Annotated in this window: 15 protein-coding genes; 7 read left to right on the top strand and 8 right to left on the bottom strand. The window is 57.6% G+C overall.

The window, feature by feature from the left end; translation table 11 throughout:
- Positions 1–250 precede the first annotated feature (250 nt).
- The 6 genes from kdpE to kdpF are packed head-to-tail and all read right to left on the bottom strand — an operon-like array spanning position 251 to position 8,038.
- On the bottom strand, positions 251–928 hold the full coding sequence (gene kdpE / locus V6942_RS03580; RefSeq protein WP_106924657.1) for a two-component system response regulator KdpE: 678 nt from the start codon (positions 926–928) through the stop codon (positions 251–253).
- Positions 925–3,612, bottom strand: a complete 2,688-nt coding sequence (kdpD, locus tag V6942_RS03575) for a two-component system sensor histidine kinase KdpD (protein ID WP_106924805.1) — start codon at positions 3,610–3,612, stop codon at positions 925–927. The genes kdpE and kdpD overlap by 4 nt, the downstream gene beginning before the upstream one ends.
- Before the next feature lie 2 nt (positions 3,613–3,614).
- A complete protein-coding gene (gene kdpC, locus V6942_RS03570; protein WP_106924656.1) occupies positions 3,615–4,190 on the bottom strand; it encodes a potassium-transporting ATPase subunit KdpC in 576 nt (191 codons plus the stop codon).
- 10 nt (positions 4,191–4,200) lie between these two features.
- A complete protein-coding gene (kdpB, locus tag V6942_RS03565) occupies positions 4,201–6,249 on the bottom strand; it encodes a potassium-transporting ATPase subunit KdpB (protein WP_333500818.1) in 2,049 nt (682 codons plus the stop codon).
- A gap of 20 nt (positions 6,250–6,269) precedes the next feature.
- Positions 6,270–7,949 (bottom strand): potassium-transporting ATPase subunit KdpA, encoded by a 1,680-nt coding sequence (gene kdpA / locus V6942_RS03560; RefSeq protein WP_333500868.1) that lies wholly within the window; start codon positions 7,947–7,949, stop codon positions 6,270–6,272.
- A complete protein-coding gene (gene kdpF, locus V6942_RS03555) occupies positions 7,949–8,038 on the bottom strand; it encodes a K(+)-transporting ATPase subunit F (RefSeq protein ID WP_077625464.1) in 90 nt (29 codons plus the stop codon). The genes kdpA and kdpF overlap by 1 nt, the downstream gene beginning before the upstream one ends.
- A gap of 304 nt (positions 8,039–8,342) precedes the next feature.
- On the opposite strand from kdpF, the gene V6942_RS03550 reads away from it, so the two are divergent.
- Together V6942_RS03550 and phrB are read left to right on the top strand one after the other, a co-directional pair.
- Complete coding sequence (locus tag V6942_RS03550) at positions 8,343–8,549, top strand: YbfA family protein (protein ID WP_106924653.1); 207 nt, start codon at positions 8,343–8,345, stop codon at positions 8,547–8,549.
- A gap of 180 nt (positions 8,550–8,729) precedes the next feature.
- Positions 8,730–10,151, top strand: a complete 1,422-nt coding sequence (gene phrB / locus V6942_RS03545) for a deoxyribodipyrimidine photo-lyase (RefSeq protein ID WP_333500817.1) — start codon at positions 8,730–8,732, stop codon at positions 10,149–10,151.
- Positions 10,152–10,173: 22 nt separating this feature from the next.
- Here the strand turns inward: phrB and dtpD are convergent, their stop codons facing one another.
- Positions 10,174–11,655, bottom strand: a complete 1,482-nt coding sequence (dtpD, locus tag V6942_RS03540; protein WP_106924651.1) for a dipeptide permease DtpD — start codon at positions 11,653–11,655, stop codon at positions 10,174–10,176.
- A 281-nt stretch (positions 11,656–11,936) separates the two neighbouring features.
- On the opposite strand from dtpD, the gene V6942_RS03535 reads away from it, so the two are divergent.
- The 5 genes from V6942_RS03535 (at position 11,937) to nei (ending at position 16,229) form a co-directional block, all read left to right on the top strand.
- Positions 11,937–12,680, top strand: a complete 744-nt coding sequence (locus V6942_RS03535; protein WP_106924650.1) for a type 2 GTP cyclohydrolase I — start codon at positions 11,937–11,939, stop codon at positions 12,678–12,680.
- A gap of 17 nt (positions 12,681–12,697) precedes the next feature.
- Entirely contained in the window at positions 12,698–13,354 is a 657-nt protein-coding gene (gene pxpB, locus V6942_RS03530) for a 5-oxoprolinase subunit PxpB (RefSeq protein WP_182929280.1), read from the top strand.
- Positions 13,348–14,280 (top strand): 5-oxoprolinase subunit PxpC, encoded by a 933-nt coding sequence (gene pxpC / locus V6942_RS03525; protein ID WP_106924648.1) that lies wholly within the window; start codon positions 13,348–13,350, stop codon positions 14,278–14,280. The genes pxpB and pxpC overlap by 7 nt, the downstream gene beginning before the upstream one ends.
- Positions 14,281–14,490: 210 nt before the next feature.
- A complete protein-coding gene (locus tag V6942_RS03520; protein ID WP_333500867.1) occupies positions 14,491–15,357 on the top strand; it encodes a DUF1266 domain-containing protein in 867 nt (288 codons plus the stop codon).
- A gap of 80 nt (positions 15,358–15,437) precedes the next feature.
- Positions 15,438–16,229, top strand: coding sequence for an endonuclease VIII (gene nei, locus V6942_RS03515; protein WP_182965882.1), 792 nt, complete (start codon positions 15,438–15,440; stop codon positions 16,227–16,229).
- A gap of 138 nt (positions 16,230–16,367) precedes the next feature.
- Here nei and V6942_RS03510 read toward each other — a convergent pair whose 3' ends face one another.
- Positions 16,368–17,651, bottom strand: coding sequence for a citrate synthase (locus V6942_RS03510; RefSeq protein WP_106924645.1), 1,284 nt, complete (start codon positions 17,649–17,651; stop codon positions 16,368–16,370).
- Positions 17,652–17,784: the final 133 nt, after the last annotated feature.

Genomic DNA, 17,784 nt, shown 5'->3' with positions numbered 1-17,784 from the left:
GCGGAGTCATTTTATCTCTGATAAGGCGTAAAACTGTGAGGTTGATCAACAATAGGAGATCATTCATAAAATAATCAATTATTGGTAGGTGGTGTGCCAGGATAAAATGCTGTTTTGTTGAGATGTTGTAAACAACTTGTATTTTATTTATTTAAAGTAGAATTAAGCCACGCCATTTAAATATGCGGGTGGCTTACGTTAATTCTTAATAAAATAAGTATGTGATAGTAGGGTTATTATGAATAATTATTCATAACATAAAACGATAGCCAATACCGGTTTCGGTTAATAAATGCTGAGGGCGCGCGGGATCGATTTCCAACTTCTGGCGAAGGTGCCCCATATAAATGCGCAAATAATGACTATGTTCCACCGCATTCGGCCCCCACACCTGGCTCAGTAGCTGCCGTTGAGTGAGCACTTTTCCGGCATTGTTGAGTAACACCGCCAGCAGGCGGAACTCAATAGGGGTGAGGTGAATTTCTTCACTGCCGCGGGTTATGCGTCGTGAAGCCAGGTCCACGGTGATATCAGAGAAGGTCACTTGTGGATCGTGCGGCTGCGTGCTGGCATGGCGGCGCAGGGCCACGCGCAGTCGTGCCTGAAGCTCGCCGATGCCAAATGGTTTACTCAGATAGTCGTCGGCGCCGGCGTCCAGTGCGGCAATTTTATCGTGCTCTTCGCTGCGTGCGGACAGCACAATAATCGGCACCGGGCTCCACTGGCGAATATCGCGGATAAAATCAAGACCGTCACCGTCGGGCAGGCCAAGGTCAAGGATCACTAAATCCGGCTTACGCGTCGCCGCTTCCAGCAGACCGCGTTGCAGGGTATCGGCATCGAACACGCGCAGGTCTTCTGCTTCCAGCGCGGTGCGCAGAAAACGGCGGATAGCCTGTTCATCTTCAACAATCAGAACGCTGGTCACAGCTCCTCGGGTCCCTCTTCAAGTTCAGGTGGTTTTTCTAGTGGAAGTGTAACACGAAAACAGGCTCCCCCTTCCGGGCGGTTGCTGGCCGACAGCGTGCCGCCGTGGATCTCAACGATTGCCTGGCAAATGGCCAGACCTAGCCCGACGCCGGGAATCGCCGACTCTTTGTTGCCGCGGGCAAATTTGGCGAAAATTAGCTGCTCCTGGCCGAGAGGAATACCCGGCCCGCTGTCCCAGACGTCGAGCAGCAGACGGTTATTCTCAGTGGTGGCGCGAATGCCGATTTGTGCCTCGCTGCCTGCGTACTTCACGGCGTTTTCCAGCAGATTGTTCAGCACCCGCTCGAATAACGGGCCATCGAGGTGGACCAGCATGAGCGGGTCGGGTAGGGCGAGCGCGATCCGGCGGCCGCCGAGCGTGGGTTCTAGCGTGCGCAGCGCGCTGCCGACGACCTCTTCCAGCGTCAGCCATTCCTTATGAAGATTAAACCCGCCGGACTGAATGCGCGCCATATCCAGCAGGTTATTGACCAGCCGCGTGGTGTTCAGCACGTGCTGGCGAATTTCGTTTGCCTGTGGCGCGTAGGGCGAGCCGCTGCTGGCCAGATCGAGCGTCAAAATTTCCGCCTGTCCGAACAGCACGGTTAGCGGCGTGCGCAGATCGTGCGACAGAGCGGCCAGTAGGGAGTTGCGCAGGCTTTCACGTTCGCTGATAAGCCTGGACTGCTCCTCGCTTGCCGTCAGCGCCAGCCGCTCCAGCGCGCTGGCGACCAGCAGGGTGAACGTTTCCAGCAGCCGCTGTTGTTCCGGCACCATTAACTGGCGCAGATTATTGGGTTCCACCACCACCAGCCCGTGGGTTTTATCGGCGCTGCGCAGCGGCAGAATCAGATAAGGTACGCCGGGGAGGGTATCGGTTCCGGCCCCGGCGGGCAGCCCTTTGTCAAAACTCCAGTGGGCAATGGCTTCATCCCACGGCGTCATGCCCTCCTGATGGTTAAGCGCCGCCAGCTTACCGTGCTCATCCGGCAGCAGTACCTGGCTGCGGGCGTGGAACGTCGAGCGGATATACTGCTCGCAGGTCACGGCGATATCGCGGGCATTACGCCCGACCGCCAGCGTTTTGGACATCTCGTAGAGGTGTCGCGTTCGCTGCTCGCGGTAGCGGGCAACGCGTGCCTGGTAACGTACTCCAGCGGTCAGATTACCGATCACCAGCCCCACCGTCAGCATGACCCCGAAGGTCAACAGATACTGTACGTCGGACACGGCCAGGGTGCCGCGCGGCGCCACGAACACTAAGTCAAAGCTCACGACGTTGATGACCGTGGCCAGCACCGAGGGCCAGCGGCCGTAGAACAGGGCCACGATCACCACGCCGAGCAGGTAGAGCATGACGAGGTTGGCGGCTTCAAAGGCCACCAGCCACTGCGCGGCAATAAAGGTAATGGCCGCGCACAGCGCGAGCGCCACCGCGCAGCCGCGAATCTGTACGCGCCATTTATCCCGCCATGGCCGCCGATCGTGCGGGCGATCCGGCAGAGGCAGCGGCGTTTCATCCACGCCGATAACCAGCAGATCCAACTCTGGAGCATGGCGTGAGAGGCGATCGCCGAAGCGTTCGCCGCGCCACCATTGACGCTTTTGTTGGCGACCAATCACAATTTTGCCGAGATTATGCTCGCGGGCGTAGCGAATCACCGCGGCTTCTTCGGAGGGATCGGAGAGCGTAGCGGTTTCTGCACCCAGCTCCTGCGCCAGGCGCAGTGATTTAAGGATTGCCCGTCGCTGAGGTTCTGGCAAACGGTGTAGCGCAGGGGTCTCGACGTAAACCGCGTGCCAGGCGCTGCCCAGACGAGCAGCCAGGCGGGCAGCGGTACGCACCAGCTTCTCACTACCGGCATGGTGGCCGATGCACAGCAGAATGGCATCGTGGGTATGCCAGACTTTTTCCTGCCCCTGCGCGTCACGCCAGGCGCGCATTTGATCGTCCACGCGTTCGGCGGTGCGGCGCAGCGCCAGTTCGCGCAGGGCAATCAGGTTCCCTTTACGGAAGAAATTTTCGATGGCCCGCTCGGCCTGGCCGGCAAGATAGACCTTGCCTTCATTCAGCCGCTGGCGCAGATCGTCGGGCGGTAGATCCACCAGCACCACTTCATCTGCGGCGTCAAAGAAGGGATCGGGTACTGTTTCCCGCACCTGAATCCCGGTTACCCCACTGACCACGTCGTTGAGGCTCTCAAGGTGCTGAACATTGACGGTGGTAAACACATCAATTCCGGCGTCCAGCAGTTCATCGATATCCTGCCAGCGTTTAGGGTGACGTGAACCGGGGGCATTGCTGTGGGCCAGCTCATCCATCAGCACCAGCGCCGGGCGACGGGCGAGGGCTGCGTCGAGGTCAAACTCGCTGACGTAGCGGCCGCGATAGGCGGTGCGCTTTGGTGGCAGCATGCTCAGGCCGTTGAGCATCGCGGCGGTTTCTTTACGTCCGTGGGTTTCGACCACGCCCGCCAGCACGTCCAGCCCCTGTGCGCGCAGCCGCTGCGCCTCAGCCAGCATGGCCCAGGTTTTACCGACCCCGGCGCAGGCGCCGAAGAAAATCTTCAGCTTGCCGCGGTGCGCATCGGCGGTTTGTTCCAGCAGGCGATCCGGGTCAGGACGCAGCGGCTCATCGGTCATCATTAATTATCCTTGTGGGCATCCAGCGCCATATTCAGCTCAACAATATTTACCACAGGTTGACCGAGAAAGCCGAGCAGCGGCTTATGGGTTGCGGCCTGAACCTGCTGCATGAGCCACTGCGGCGAAAGGTGGCGCGCTTTGGCAATGCGCGGTACCTGCCATAACGCAGCGGCGGGCGTCAGGTGTGGGTCTAGTCCGCTGGCGGATGCGGTCACCAGTTCAACCGGAACCCGGCTGCTGGCGTCCGGATTGGCAGCACGTAGCGCGGCAATTCGGTCGGTAAACAGCTTATCCAGCGCCGGGTTACTGCCCGCCAGGTTACTACCGCCGGAGGCCATCGGGTTATCCGGCGTATCGGCGGTGGCGGAAGGGCGGCCCTGGAAATAACCAGGATCGGTAAAGGACTGGCCGGTAAGCCGCGAGCCGCGAATATCGGTATGGTCAAAAATCAGCGAGCCGTTAGCCTGAGTATGGAACAACCACTGCCCCAGCGCGGTGGTCACGAGCGGATAAATACCGCCGGTGATAACCGCGAGGAACAGGAAGATAACAACGGCAGGACGCAATGCAGACATGGTTTTTTCCTCACACCAGACCCAGCAGGGTTAACAGTAAATCAATGAGTTTGATGCCGATAAACGGCACTACCAGCCCGCCGGCGCCGTAAATCCACAGGTTGCGGCGTAGCATTGCTGATGCCGACAGCGGGCGGTAGCTCACCCCTTTTAGCGCCAGCGGCAGCAGGAACACGATGATCAGCGCGTTAAAAATGACGGCGCTGAGAATCGCAGAGTCCGGCGAGTGCAGACGCATAATGTTCAGCACTCCCAGCTGCGGCCAACTGGCGGCAAAGGCGGCGGGAATAATGGCGAAGTATTTCGCCACGTCGTTGGCGATACTGAACGTGGTCAGCGAGCCGCGGGTCATCAGCATTTGCTTGCCAATGTGCACCACCTCAATCAATTTGGTCGGGTTAGAGTCAAGGTCGACCATATTGCCCGCCTCTTTGGCCGCCTGAGTCCCGGAATTCATTGCCACCGCAACGTCGGCCTGGGCTAACGCCGGGGCGTCGTTGGTGCCGTCGCCGGTCATTGCCACCATGCGGCCTTCGGACTGGTACTGGCGAATCAATGCCAGCTTGGCTTCTGGCGTGGCTTCAGCAAGGAAGTCGTCAACGCCCGCTTCGGCGGCGATGGCCGCGGCGGTCAGCCGGTTGTCGCCGGTGATCATCACCGTTTTAATGCCCATCTTACGCAGTTGAGCGAAGCGTTCTTTAATACCGCCTTTGACAATATCCTTCAGCGCTATGACCCCAAGCACGCGCGCGCCTTCGGCGACGACCAGCGGCGTGGCACCAAGGCTCGCGACGCTTTCCACTTTCTGTTCGACATCAAGCGGGAAGCGGCCGCCGTTGCTTTCAATATGACGGCGAATAGCATCAACGGAACCTTTGCGAATCATACGGTTGTCGATGTTTATCCCGCTCATCCGGCTCTGTGCGGTAAACGGGACGAAGGTCGCGTGCAGCGCCTGCACGTCGCGTTCGCGCAGGTTGAAGCGCTGTTTTGCCAGCACCACGATGCTGCGTCCTTCCGGGGTTTCATCCGCCAGCGATGACAGCTGAGCGGCATCGGCCAGCGTTTTTTCGTCTACGCCTTGTGCTGGAAGGAACTGCGATGCCTGGCGGTTGCCCAGCGTAATAGTGCCGGTTTTATCCAGCAGCAGCACGTCGACATCGCCCGCCGCTTCCACGGCGCGACCGCTGGTGGCGATAACGTTAGCGCCCAGCATGCGACTCATCCCGGCAACGCCGATAGCCGATAGCAGACCACCAATGGTGGTGGGGATCAGGCATACCAACAGCGCGACCAGCACGGTGACGCTTATTGGTGTACCGCTCCAGGCGGAGAACGGCCAGATGGTGGCGGTCGCCAGCAGGAAGACGATAGTCAGCGCCACCAGCAAAATGGTCAGGGCAATTTCGTTCGGCGTCTTACGACGCTGCGCACCTTCCACCATCGCAATCATGCGATCGAGGAACGTCTCCCCCGGGTTGACGCTACAGCGCACCACCAGCCAGTCGGAGAGGATGCGCGTCCCGCCGGTGACCGAGGCGAAGTCGCCGCCGGATTCACGAATAACCGGTGCGGATTCGCCGGTAATGGCGCTTTCGTCTACCGATGCGCCACCCTCGATGACTTCGCCGTCGCAGGGAATAATGTCGCCTGCTTCAACCAGCACCACGTCGCCTTTGCGCAGATCGTCGGCCGGGATGTGATCTATTGCGGCACCGTAGCGAGCCTCACGCAATTTGCGGGCAAAAGCCGTTTTTTTGACCCCTTTCAGGCTGTTGGCCTGCGCCTTACTGCGGCCTTCGGCCATGGCTTCGGCAAAGTTGGCAAACAGTACGGTAAACCACAGCCACAGGGCGATGGCGCTACTAAAGCCCACGTTGCCAGGCAGGGCACCCAGCGCCATGGCGGCGGCCAGCGCGCTGGTCAGCACGCTGCCAATCCAGACGATAAACATAACCGGATTACGCCACTGCACGGTGGGGCTGAGTTTTTTCACGGCGTCGATCAACGCCTGGCGAACCAGAGACGGTTCAAACAGGCCCAGTTGTTTGCGACTCATAACCAATTGCTCCGCATGACTCAAAACAGGGAAAGATGTTCCGCTACCGGGCCAATCGCCAGGGCGGGAATAAAGGTCAGTGCGCCCACCAGCAGCACGGTGCCGATCAGCAGGCCAATAAACAGGGCATCGTGTGTCGCCAGCGTGCCTGGCGTAGCGGGCTGGATTTTTTTATTCACCAGCGAACCGGCAATTGCCAGCACCGGGAGAATCACGCCGAAGCGGCCGACAAACATGCACACCGCCAGCAGGCAGTTCCAGAATGGCGTGTTGGCGCTTAAGCCCGCAAAGGCGCTGCCGTTGTTATTCGCGGCCGACGAAACGGCATACAGCACCTCGCTAAAGCCGTGCGAACCGGGGTTGGCCATGGCGCTACGTCCGGCATCGGTCATCATCGCCAGCGCGGTGCCGAGCAGCACCAGCGTTGGGGTGACCAGAATCGCTAGCGCGGTCATTTTCATCTCCGGTACGTCGATTTTTTTGCCGAGGTATTCGGGGGTGCGACCAATCATCAGCCCGGCGATAAACACCGCCAGCAGGACGAACAGCAGCATGCCGTACAGACCGGAGCCCACGCCGCCGAAGACCACTTCACCAATCTGCATCAGCCACAGCGGGATCATGCCGCCCAGCGCGGTAAAGGAGTCATGCATCGCGTTTACCGCACCGCAGGAGGCTGCGGTTGTCACCACCGCGTACAGGCTGCTGGCAAGGATGCCGAAGCGGCTCTCTTTCCCTTCCATATTGATACTGCTGTCGGCACCGAACGCGAGCTGGTGTGGGTTACCGCGGGTTTCCGCCCACATCACCACCGCCACGCAGACCACGAAAATAATCGTCATCGCCCACAGAATCGCCCGGCCCTGGCGGTTGTCGCCTACCGACTCGCCGAAAGCAAAGCACAGCGCCGCCGGGATCAGGAAGATCGCCAGCATCTGCACGAAGTTGGTCAGCGCCGTCGGGTTTTCAAAGGGGTGTGAAGAGTTAGCGTTAAAGAACCCGCCGCCGTTGGTGCCCAGCATTTTAATGGCCTCCTGTGAGGCGACGGGGCCCATCGGCAGCAGCTGATGCGCACCTTCCAGCGTGGTAAACGGCTGGTAGGGCAGGAAGTTCTGTAACGTGCCTTGCTGAATAAAGAACAGCGCCAACAGCAGTGAAATGGGCAGCAGCAGCCACAGGGTAATACGGGTGATATCGACCCACGCGTTACCCAGCGTACTGACGCTATGGCGGGCAAAAGCGCGCACCAACGCAAACAGCACGGCGATGCCGGTGGCGGCAGAGAGGAAATTCTGTACCGTCAGACCAGCCATCTGGCTGAAATAGCTTAGCGTGGTTTCACCGCTGTACGACTGCCAGTTGGTGTTGCTGACGAAGCTCACGGCGGTGTTCAGCGCCAGGTGCCATGACAGGCCCGGCAGCTGCTGTGGGTTAAGCGGCAGATAGCCTTGCAGCATCAGCATGGCGAACAACGCCGCCAGACCGCAAAGGTTCAGCAGTACGATGGCCATGGCATAGCGTCGCCAGCTCATTTCCTGGCCGGAAATGCCGAGGATGCGCCACAGAACGCTTTCCGTCCGGGCCAGACCCGGCAGCGGCGCATTGCCGATCATCGTCGCCAGCATCTTGCCGAGCGGACGAGCGAGAATAAACAGCACCAGCAGGAAGCTGGCAACGAGTAGAAATCCCTGAGCAGCCATCACAGCGCCTCCGCCTTCAAAAGGGCATAAACCAGATACGCCAGTAACAGGAACACCAGCACCACGCCGGCTATTACGCCTGTAGTCACAATCCACCTCCGGACGATTGAGTTATTGCGCTAAGCGTAGGTTTTCAGGTGCAAAGATTTCGCAAAAATTGCCGGGCGGGGTGTAAAAAAAGTATAAAAATAACAAATCCACAATTTAACTAATGGTTAGTATTAATTTAACAATCACGTAACTAAGTTACGCGGTGAATGTAAATAAACACAAAACAAACCGAAATTAGTGGTCGGATGAGTAGTAAAATTACACAAAAAGCGGTACGATTTTAAACAGATTACCAAGCATTATTTTCCGGCGAAGATTGCCGGCCAACTTAGGGGAGAGAATATGGAACTGTACAAAAAATATCCTGCACACGTCGTGTTAATGCGCCGTACTTTCGCCGTGGTGGCGGGGATTCTGGCGCTGCCGGTGATGCTGTTCTGGAAAGACCGCGCCCGTTTTTACAGCTATCTGCACCGCGTCTGGTCGAAAACCAGTGAGAAACCGGTATGGATGGAACAGGCTGAAGAGGCCGCCTGCGACTTTTATTAATCGTGTCGCAGCGAAAAAAAACGCGCAAGCCGCTCCTGCAAAGGGGCGGCTTTTTGCATTTGCAGTGATGCAGGCCTGATAAGTGCAGCGCCATCAGGCAGGTGTGGTATCAACGTCGAAAGGTGTTGTGAAATAATTGGTGTAATATGAATGTATTAGTTAAATGTATTCAGGATTTTTATGCCTACGCATCTGGTCTGGTTCCGCGCTGATTTGCGCCTGCATGACAACCTCGCCCTTGCCGCTGCCTGCCGCGATCCGCACGCGCAGGTGCTGGCATTGTATATTGCCACCCCGCAACAGTGGGCGGCGCACGCCATGGCCCCCCGCCAGGCCGCCTATCTTGCCGCGCAGCTGAACGCGCTTCGTCAGGCGCTGGCAGAGAAAAATATCCCGCTGATTTTCCACGAGGTGGCTGATTTTGCCGCCAGCATTGAGGTGGTGCGCAGCGTCTGCAAACGGCATGCGGTCACGCACCTTTTCTACAACTATCAGTATGAGTTCAACGAGCGTCAGCGCGATCGCCAGGTGGAACACTCGCTGGTGGATACCGTCTGTCAGGGGTTTGATGACAGCGTGATCCTGCCACCGGGGGCGGTGGTGACCGGCAATCACGAGATGTATAAAGTGTTTACGCCGTATAAAAACGCCTGGCTACGACGGCTGCGTGAGCACCTACCGGAGTGCGTTCGTGCGCCAGCGCCAAGAAATGCGCCTGCGGTAATAGCTGGGCCGGCGATAACATTGACCTATCCGCAGCAGCCGTTTGATCCGGCGCTGTTTCCTGCCGATGAAAACACGGCGATTCAACGGCTGCGTCAGTTCTGCCAGCAGGGCGCATCTGAGTATGAATCTCAGCGTGATTTCCCGGCGATTGAGGGGACCAGCCGTTTATCCGCGTGCCTGACCGTTGGCGTACTGTCACCGCGTCAGTGTCTGCATCGCCTGCTGGCGGAGCAGCCAGCGGCACTGGACGGCGGTGCGGGCAGCGTGTGGCTAAACGAACTGATCTGGCGTGAGTTTTATCGCCATCTGATGACTTATTATCCGCGGCTCTGTCAGCACCAACCGTTTATCAAGTGGACAGATAATGTCCGCTGGCACGACGCCCCGGTGGCGCTGACGGCCTGGCAGCGCGGGCAAACCGGCTATCCGATCGTCGACGCCGCGATGCGCCAGCTCAATGCTACTGGTTGGATGCATAACCGCCTGAGAATGATCGTCGCCAGCTTCCTGGTGAAAGACCTGCTGATCGACTGGCGGGAAGGGGAGCGCTACTTTATGTCGCAACTGGTGGATGGCTGCCTGGCGGCTAACAACGGCGGCTGGCAGTGGGCGGCCTCAACCGGTACCGATGCAGCGCCCTATTTTCGTATCTTTAACCCGACAACCCAGGGCGAACGTTTTGATAAAAGCGGGGCGTTTATCCGTCAGTGGCTGCCGGAACTGGCGGCGGTGCCGGACAGCGCGATTCATCAGCCGTGGACGTGGGCTGAGAAGCAGGGAAGGGGATTGGATTATCCGCGGCCCATCGTTAATCACAGTGAAGCGAGGGTTGCCACGCTTGCCGCCTATGAAGCTGCGAAGAAAAATGAGGCCTGATTTTCAGGCCTCATAGACAGGGTTACGCGTCAACCGCCAGGCGGCGTTGGCGAACTTTCACCGAGTGGTACAGCCAGATAACCATGACGACGCCGACGCAGGCCAGCGCGCCCCAGGTAATCTGGCTAAAGACGTCAATATAGGCATTGATGGAGTAGTCTGCCGCACCGGCGGAATCAAACGAGGCCTGCGAGGTCTGGTCGGCAATAATGCCCGCCACATAGTTGGCCACCGCGCCGGAGAGCAGCATGTAGATGCCGGTCAGTACACCGGTGACGCCCGGGATCTGAATACGGGTAATCTGCGACATGGCCACCGGGTCGATAAACAGCTCCGCAAAGCCCATCACCGACAGCCCCAGCAGCATCAGCGGCATGGAGGAGTGCCCGTAGCTGGCAGACCAGCGGGCGCTGAGGGTCAGAATACAGAACCCGGCGCTCATCAGCCCCAGGCCCAGCGCATACTTGCCCCAGATCCGCAGATCGCGGTTGCGGGTCACCTGCTCTTTAATCAGCCACGCCAGTACCACGCCGCAAAGCATGACCGCAAAGGCATTCACCGACTGGAACATGGCGGTCGGCACTTCGTAGCCCAGCACGTTACGGTTAACGAAACGGTCAATATACAGGCTGATTGAGCTGCCGCCCTGCTGGGCAAAGGCCCAGAACAACAGGCTGAAGAAGGTCAGCACCACAATCAGGCGCAGGTCTTTACGCTGTTCAGCCGTTTCGGCGCGACGGTAAATTTTCGCCAGTACCGCCAGGCCGATAATCGAAGCCGCGATCAGCGCATAGACCGACCATTCCTGCCAGAACAATACCGTAATAAACAGCGGTGCAACGACCAGCAGTACCAGCAGCCAGCCCCAGTTGGGCAGCAGGAAGCTGCGCGCGCACAGTACTTCTTTGTTGACCCCGCGGGTGTGAGCGAAGTGGCGACGGCCGCTGATAAAAATGACCAGCCCGGCCAGCATGCCGACGGCAGCCAGCGTAAAGCCCATCGCCCAGCTATACTGCTCTTGCGCGAAACCACAGGCGATAGGCGCCACGATTGACCCGACGTTACCCGCCGCGTACATCAGCGAGAAACCGCCGTCACGGCGCGGATCGGTGGGTTCATACAGCTCGCCTAACAGGCAGCTGACGTTGGATTTAAACAGCCCGTAGCCGCAGACAATAATGGCCAGCGACAGATACAAGAACATGGGGGCCACTTCGCTGGCACCCAGTACCATATGCCCGATGACCATCAGCAGCGCGCCGAGCATCACCGCCATGCGGTTACCCAGCACTTTATCGGCCAGATAGCCGCCGAGAATCGGCGTGACGTAGACCAGTGAACAATAGGCGCTGAACAGCTCGTAGGCGTGAGTATCGTTGTACTTCAACTGGTTGGTGAGATACAGAATCAGCAGCGCGCGCATGCCGTAGAAGCTGAAGTATTCCCAGATTTGCAGGGCGACAACGTAGTAAATTGCCTTCGGCTGCGATTGTGATTTATTCATTGCACATTTAACCTCGAAACCCGGCAACGGCCTGCTGCGTAAGGCTTTGTTTCATTTATGTAATAATACGTATAAAAGCGTATTATCTTTGTAATATGCGGTATGGTTGCATAAATATACATGAAGTTGCTCACATTGAAACAGGCAAATTGTGTTATTCAGGCATTTATTGTGCGTAGTTAAGCGGCGTTCCGGCGGATGTCAGGCATTGTGTATCGACGTAGCGGCAAAGTGACGCTATTTTATTCTGCTTAACAGCATTGATGGCTAAGGGAGCGAAAATGAAAAATACCGAGCTAGAACAACTGATTAATGAAAAACTTGGCAGCGGTGCCTTTAGCGATTATGCACCTAATGGCCTGCAGGTCGAGGGGCGTGAAACGGTACAGAAAATTGTGACCGGCGTGACCGCCAGTCAGGCATTGATTGATGAAGCCGTACGCCAGCAGGCGGATGCGGTTATCGTCCATCACGGTTATTTCTGGAAGGGCGAGTCGCCGGTGATTCGCGGCATGAAACGCAACCGCCTGAAGGCGCTGCTGGCAAACGACATCAACCTCTATGGCTGGCATCTGCCATTGGACGCGCATCCAGAGCTGGGGAATAACGCCCAGCTGGCGCATCTGCTCGGTATTAACGTGATGGGTGAAATTGAACCCCTGGTGCCGTGGGGAGAACTGTCGATGCCGGTTTCAGGGCTTGAGCTGGCGTCGTGGATAGAAGTGCGTCTGGGGCGTAAACCGCTGTGGAGCGGCGATACCGGGCCGGAAAAAGTCTCCCGCGTGGCCTGGTGTACCGGCGGCGGACAGGGATTTATCGATAGCGCAGCGCGTTTCGGCGTGGATGCCTTCATTACCGGTGAAGTGTCAGAACAAACCATTCATTCTGCTCGCGAGCAGGGGCTGCATTTTTATGCTGCGGGCCACCATGCGACCGAACGCGGCGGTATTCGTGCGTTGAGCGAATGGCTCAATGAAACCACCGATCTGGATGTCACCTTTGTTGATATCCCTAATCCGGCCTGATTAACGGGGGGCATAAAGTGCAGCGAGCGCGTTGTTATCTGTTAGGGGAAACCGCCGTCGTGCTGGAGCTGGAACCGCCGGTCACGCTGGCGGCGCAAAAGCGCGTATGGCGATTGGCCCAGCGTCTGGCGGCGATTCCGGACGTGGTGGATGCGATTCCCGGAATGAATAATATTACCGTGACTCTGCGCCATCCGCAGACCCAGGCGCTGGACGCCATTGAGCGCCTTCAGCGCTGGTGGGAAGAGAGTGAGGCGCTGGAGCCTGATTCGCGGCAAATCGATATCCCGGTGGTCTACGGCGGAGAAAGTGGCCCTGACCTACCCGAGGTGGCCCGCCTGAGCGGCCTGACGCCAAAGCAAGCCGTAGAACTTCATGCGTCGGTGGACTACGTCGTGTGGTTTCTCGGCTTCCAGCCCGGTTTTCCTTACCTTGGTGGCCTGCCGGAGCGCCTGCATATGCCGCGTCGCGCGGAGCCCAGGCTGAAAGTGCCCGCCGGTTCGCTCGGCATTGGCGGCGCGCAAACCGGTATTTATCCGCTGTCGACGCCCGGTGGCTGGCAGCTGATTGGTCGCACGCCTCTGGCGCTGTTTTCGCCGAACCGTGAGGATCCTATTCTGCTGCGCCCCGGGGATACGGTGCGCTTTGTGCCGCAAAAGGAGGGAATATGCTAAAGGTGATACGTGCGGGCATGTATACCTCAGTGCAGGACGCCGGGCGTGATGGGTTGCGACAGTCCGGCGTGAGCCGCTGCGGCGCGATGGATAAGCCGGCGCTGATAACGGCCAATTTGCTGGTGGGCAACGATGCTAACGCTGCGGCGCTGGAGATTACGCTGGGGGCGGCAACCTTTCAGTTTGCCCGCGACGGTTGGTTTGCGTTAACCGGCGCGGGCTGCGAAGCCACCCTGGACGGTGCGGCGGTATGGAGCGGTTGGCGACACTGGGCAACGGCAGGGCAGACGCTGATGCTCGGGCGCCCTCAGCACGGCATCCGTAGCTACCTGGCGCTGGCGGGCGGTATTGATGTGCCGATGGTGCTGGGCTCACGCAGTACCGATCTGAATGCTGGCGTCGGCGGTCTTGAGGGGCGATGTCTGCGCGATGGTGACGTGCTGCCGCTGGCAACGCCGCAGCGTACTTTCCGCGCGCCGCGCGGCGTAAAGCCGCTTCTCGCCAGCAATCGCATCCGTGCGCTGCCGGGGCCGGAGTATCATGAGTTCGATGACGTTTCGCAGGAGGCGTTCTGGCGCTCACCCTGGCAGCTCAGCCCGCAAAGCAACCGCATGGGCTATCGGCTTAAAGGGCAACCGCTGACGCGCGCTCATGCGCGCGAGCTGCTGTCGCACGGGCTGGTGCCAGGCGTCGTGCAGGTGCCGCATAACGGCCAGCCGATCGTGCTGATGAATGATGCGCAGACCACCGGCGGCTATCCGCGTATCGCCTGTATTATTGAGGCCGATATGTTCCAGCTAGCGCAAATTCCGCTGGGTCAGCCGATACATTTTGTCCGCTGCTCGCTGGAAGAGGCGCTGAAGGCTCGCGATGACCAGCAGCGTTATCTGGCGCAGCTTAGCTGGCGGCTGAATGAGGAAGCATGACGGCGGAGACGCGTCTCCCGTAATGAAACCGGCGCGAGGGGAATATGCGCCGGTTTATTATTTATTTCTTGAATGTAATCTTTGAGAATAATATTTGAATATTATTTATTTATTCTGATTTCATCATGCGATAAAGACCTTTTGTAGCGTTGTTCTTAAGGTTGTGCTTATATCCACACTGTCTGAACAGTAATCCAGGGATGGAATGTGATGTTTAATATTGTCACGCCGCTGGCGGTTTTTTTTGCCTGCGAAATAGCCGAGCGGCAGTTTAATTTATTTCCCAGTAAGTCGATCTATCATACGGTTTATGGGCTGGTTTTAGTATGGATGCTGTTGGCTATTATTCTTCATTTTATGACCACGCGCAGGTCGGAACAAACGACGCCGTTTGCCATCGCCAAGCTCTATAATACTCGCCCGGTCTACCCGCTACGTACCGACAACGAACGTCTTGCCGCCTGCGCTGAGGCGCTGTTTCTGATTAGCGAAACGGCGAACCCTCACCCATCTATTAGCTATATAAATTCACTGGAGCAGCTGGATTTAAATAATGTTGAAGATATTAAAGACGCGCGGCTATTAATGAGTTCGGCCTGGAATATTGATGGCGATCGGGCATTACGCAAAATGCTGAATAAACTCATCACCCGCGCCACCTCAGGTGCAAATATACCGATGGCGACGATCGCAGGTAAGGAGCGATATATCGCCTTTTTGCAACATCAGGGGCTGCCGTTCCAGGACATCGATGCGTGCCCGATTACCGGTTTCGATTTGGTTCGGGCTTCGTGTCTGGTCAGGATTGGCTTTTCCGTTGGCTATATTGATGAACAGGAAGCGCGATCGTTTCTGAATATCGTTGGTGAACTTATTGCGCGGCAATTCACGTCGTGGGAGCAGCTGACTGCCTCATATCTGGTCATGTATCTGGAGTGGAACGGCGGAGTGAAAGGGCCGCTCGGCGTTCTGCTTTCCTGGTTTGGCCCCCGCAACCGGATTTTGGGGGCCCGGCTGCTGCTGGAGGATGACGCGTCGCCATTTCGCCGCGCATCTTTTCAGCCTTACGCCTCCTGAACGGCCGAAATTGCCGCTTGCGCCAATAAGACAGGGCGCTCAGGATAATAGGCGTGATGGTTTAGCAGAAGGAGAGAGGCATGCCTGAGGGCCCAGAGATCCGCCGTGCGGCGGATAGCCTTGAAGCGGCAATCAAAGATCAACCTTTGACCGAGGTGTGGTTTGCATTCCCTGAACTTGCGCCCTACGCGCCGGGCCTGGTGGGGCAGCGCGTAACGCGTGTAGAAACCCGCGGCAAGGCGCTGCTGACGCACTTTTCCAGCGGGCTGACGCTCTATAGCCATAATCAGCTCTATGGCGTGTGGCGCGTGGTTAACGCCGGTGAAATCCCACAAACGACCCGCGTGCTGCGCGTGAAGCTGCAAACGGCAGACAAAGCCATTCTGCTTTACAGTGCCTCAGATATCGAAATGCTGACGGCTGAGACGCTGAAAACGCACCCGTTTTTACTGCGCGTTGGCCCCGATGTGCTCGACATGAGCCTGACGCCACAGGCGGTTAAAGCACGCCTGTTGTCGGCAAAATTCCGTCATCGCCAGCTCTCCGGGCTGCTGCTTGATCAGGCGTTTCTTGCCGGGTTGGGTAACTATCTGCGGGTTGAGGTGCTGTGGCAGGTTGGCTTAACCGGCAATCACAAGGCCTCACAGCTTGATGAACAGCAGCTTGAGGCGCTGTCGCATGCGCTGCTCGATATTCCTCGCCTTTCCTACAACACGCGCGGCCTGGTGGATGATAATAAACACCACGGCGCGCTGTTTCGCTTTAAAGTGTTTCACCGCGACGGCGAGACCTGTGAGCGCTGCGGTGAGGTGATTGAGAAGACGATGCTGTCATCAAGACCGTTTTACTGGTGTCCTGGCTGCCAACACTAGGCGAGCTGGCGTGTGTTGTGTCGGTCGCCGTCATCCGCCAATCAGCCACGCGTTGCCTGATGGCGCTTCGCTTATCAGGCCGACAGGATAGCCATAAAAAAAGCGCCCGCAGGCGCTTTTTTACGTTCAAACGCTCAATTATTTCTTGAGGTCTGATTTGAAGTCGCGCTGTTCGTAGCCGGTGTACAGCTGACGCGGACGCGCAATCTTCATGCCGTCGGTGTGCATTTCGTTCCAGTGGGCAATCCAGCCAATGGTGCGCGCCATCGCGAAGATAACGGTGAACATCGAAGACGGAATACCCATCGCTTTCAGGATGATGCCGGAGTAGAAATCGACGTTCGGGTACAGTTTCTTCTCGATGAAGTACGGATCGTTGAGCGCAATATGCTCCAGCTCCATGGCCACTTCCAGCAGATCGTCTTTGGTGCCCAGTTCTTTCAGTACTTCATGGCAGGTTTCACGCATCACGGTGGCACGCGGGTCGTAGTTTTTGTACACGCGGTGGCCAAAGCCCATCAGGCGGAAAGAGTCGTTCTTGTCTTTCGCGCGACGGACGAATTCCGGAATGTGCTCAACGGAGCTGATCTCTTCCAGCATCTTGAGCGCTGCTTCGTTGGCGCCGCCGTGCGCAGGCCCCCACAGAGACGCGATACCCGCAGCGATACAGGCGAACGGGTTCGCGCCGGATGAGCCTGCCGTACGGACGGTGGAGGTAGACGCGTTCTGTTCGTGGTCAGCGTGCAGGATCAGAATGCGGTCCATGGCGCGTTCCAGCACTGGGTTCACTTCGTAGTCTTCGCAAGGCGTCGCGAACATCATACGCAGGAAGTTACCGGCATAGGAGAGATCGTTGCGCGGATACACGAACGGCTGACCGATAGAATATTTGTAACACATCGCCGCCATGGTCGGCATTTTCGACAGCAGGCGGAAGGCTGCAATTTCACGATGACGCGGGTTATTGACGTCCAGAGAGTCGTGATAAAACGCAGCCAGTGCACCGGTGATCCCGCACATCACCGCCATCGGGTGAGAGTCGCGACGGAAGGCGTGGAACAGACGGGTAATCTGCTCGTGGATCATGGTGTGGCGAGTGACGGTGGTGGTGAACTCGTTGAATTCGGCCTGGTTCGGTTTTTCGCCGTACAGGAGGATGTAGCATACTTCGAGGTAGTTAGATTCGGTGGCTAACTGATCGATAGGGAAGCCGCGGTGCAGCAGGATGCCCTCGTCGCCATCAATAAAAGTAATCTTAGACTCGCAAGATGCGGTAGAGGTAAAACCAGGGTCAAAAGTAAAAATGCCTTTTGAACCGAGAGTACGGATATCAATAACATCCTGACCGAGCGTGCCTTTCAGCACATCAAGTTCAATAGCAGTATCACCCGATAGAGTGATTTTTGCCTTTGTATCAGCCATTTACGGTCTCCTTAGCGCCTTTTTGCTTAAGACTGCCGGATGCCGGATTTGCAATTCAAAAAATAGTTCGACGGTGCCAGTTTGTTATTTGGCTCACGGCTCTGCTGTAGAGATGCAACAAGGGTACAGAGCA

This window comes from Kluyvera genomosp. 2 (assembly GCF_036759865.1).
In the GTDB taxonomy this organism is placed as follows: domain Bacteria; phylum Pseudomonadota; class Gammaproteobacteria; order Enterobacterales; family Enterobacteriaceae; genus Kluyvera; species Kluyvera ascorbata_B.
This window is presented reverse-complemented; position numbering and strand designations above follow the sequence as displayed.

Excerpts from the sequence above, each read along its gene's own strand:
- kdpD (WP_106924805.1), bottom strand. The coding sequence starts at position 3,612 with ATGACCGATGAGCCGCTGCGTCCTGACCCGGATCGCCTGCTGGAACAA.
- kdpC (WP_106924656.1), bottom strand. The coding sequence starts at position 4,190 with ATGTCTGCATTGCGTCCTGCCGTTGTTATCTTCCTGTTCCTCGCGGTT.
- kdpB (WP_333500818.1), bottom strand. The coding sequence starts at position 6,249 with ATGAGTCGCAAACAACTGGGCCTGTTTGAACCGTCTCTGGTTCGCCAG.
- kdpA (WP_333500868.1), bottom strand. The coding sequence starts at position 7,949 with ATGGCTGCTCAGGGATTTCTACTCGTTGCCAGCTTCCTGCTGGTGCTG.
- V6942_RS03550 (WP_106924653.1), top strand. The coding sequence starts at position 8,343 with ATGGAACTGTACAAAAAATATCCTGCACACGTCGTGTTAATGCGCCGT.
- phrB (WP_333500817.1), top strand. The coding sequence starts at position 8,730 with ATGCCTACGCATCTGGTCTGGTTCCGCGCTGATTTGCGCCTGCATGAC.
- dtpD (WP_106924651.1), bottom strand. The coding sequence starts at position 11,655 with ATGAATAAATCACAATCGCAGCCGAAGGCAATTTACTACGTTGTCGCC.
- V6942_RS03535 (WP_106924650.1), top strand. The coding sequence starts at position 11,937 with ATGAAAAATACCGAGCTAGAACAACTGATTAATGAAAAACTTGGCAGC.
- pxpC (WP_106924648.1), top strand. The coding sequence starts at position 13,348 with ATGCTAAAGGTGATACGTGCGGGCATGTATACCTCAGTGCAGGACGCC.
- V6942_RS03520 (WP_333500867.1), top strand. The coding sequence starts at position 14,491 with ATGTTTAATATTGTCACGCCGCTGGCGGTTTTTTTTGCCTGCGAAATA.
- nei (WP_182965882.1), top strand. The coding sequence starts at position 15,438 with ATGCCTGAGGGCCCAGAGATCCGCCGTGCGGCGGATAGCCTTGAAGCG.
- V6942_RS03510 (WP_106924645.1), bottom strand. The coding sequence starts at position 17,651 with ATGGCTGATACAAAGGCAAAAATCACTCTATCGGGTGATACTGCTATT.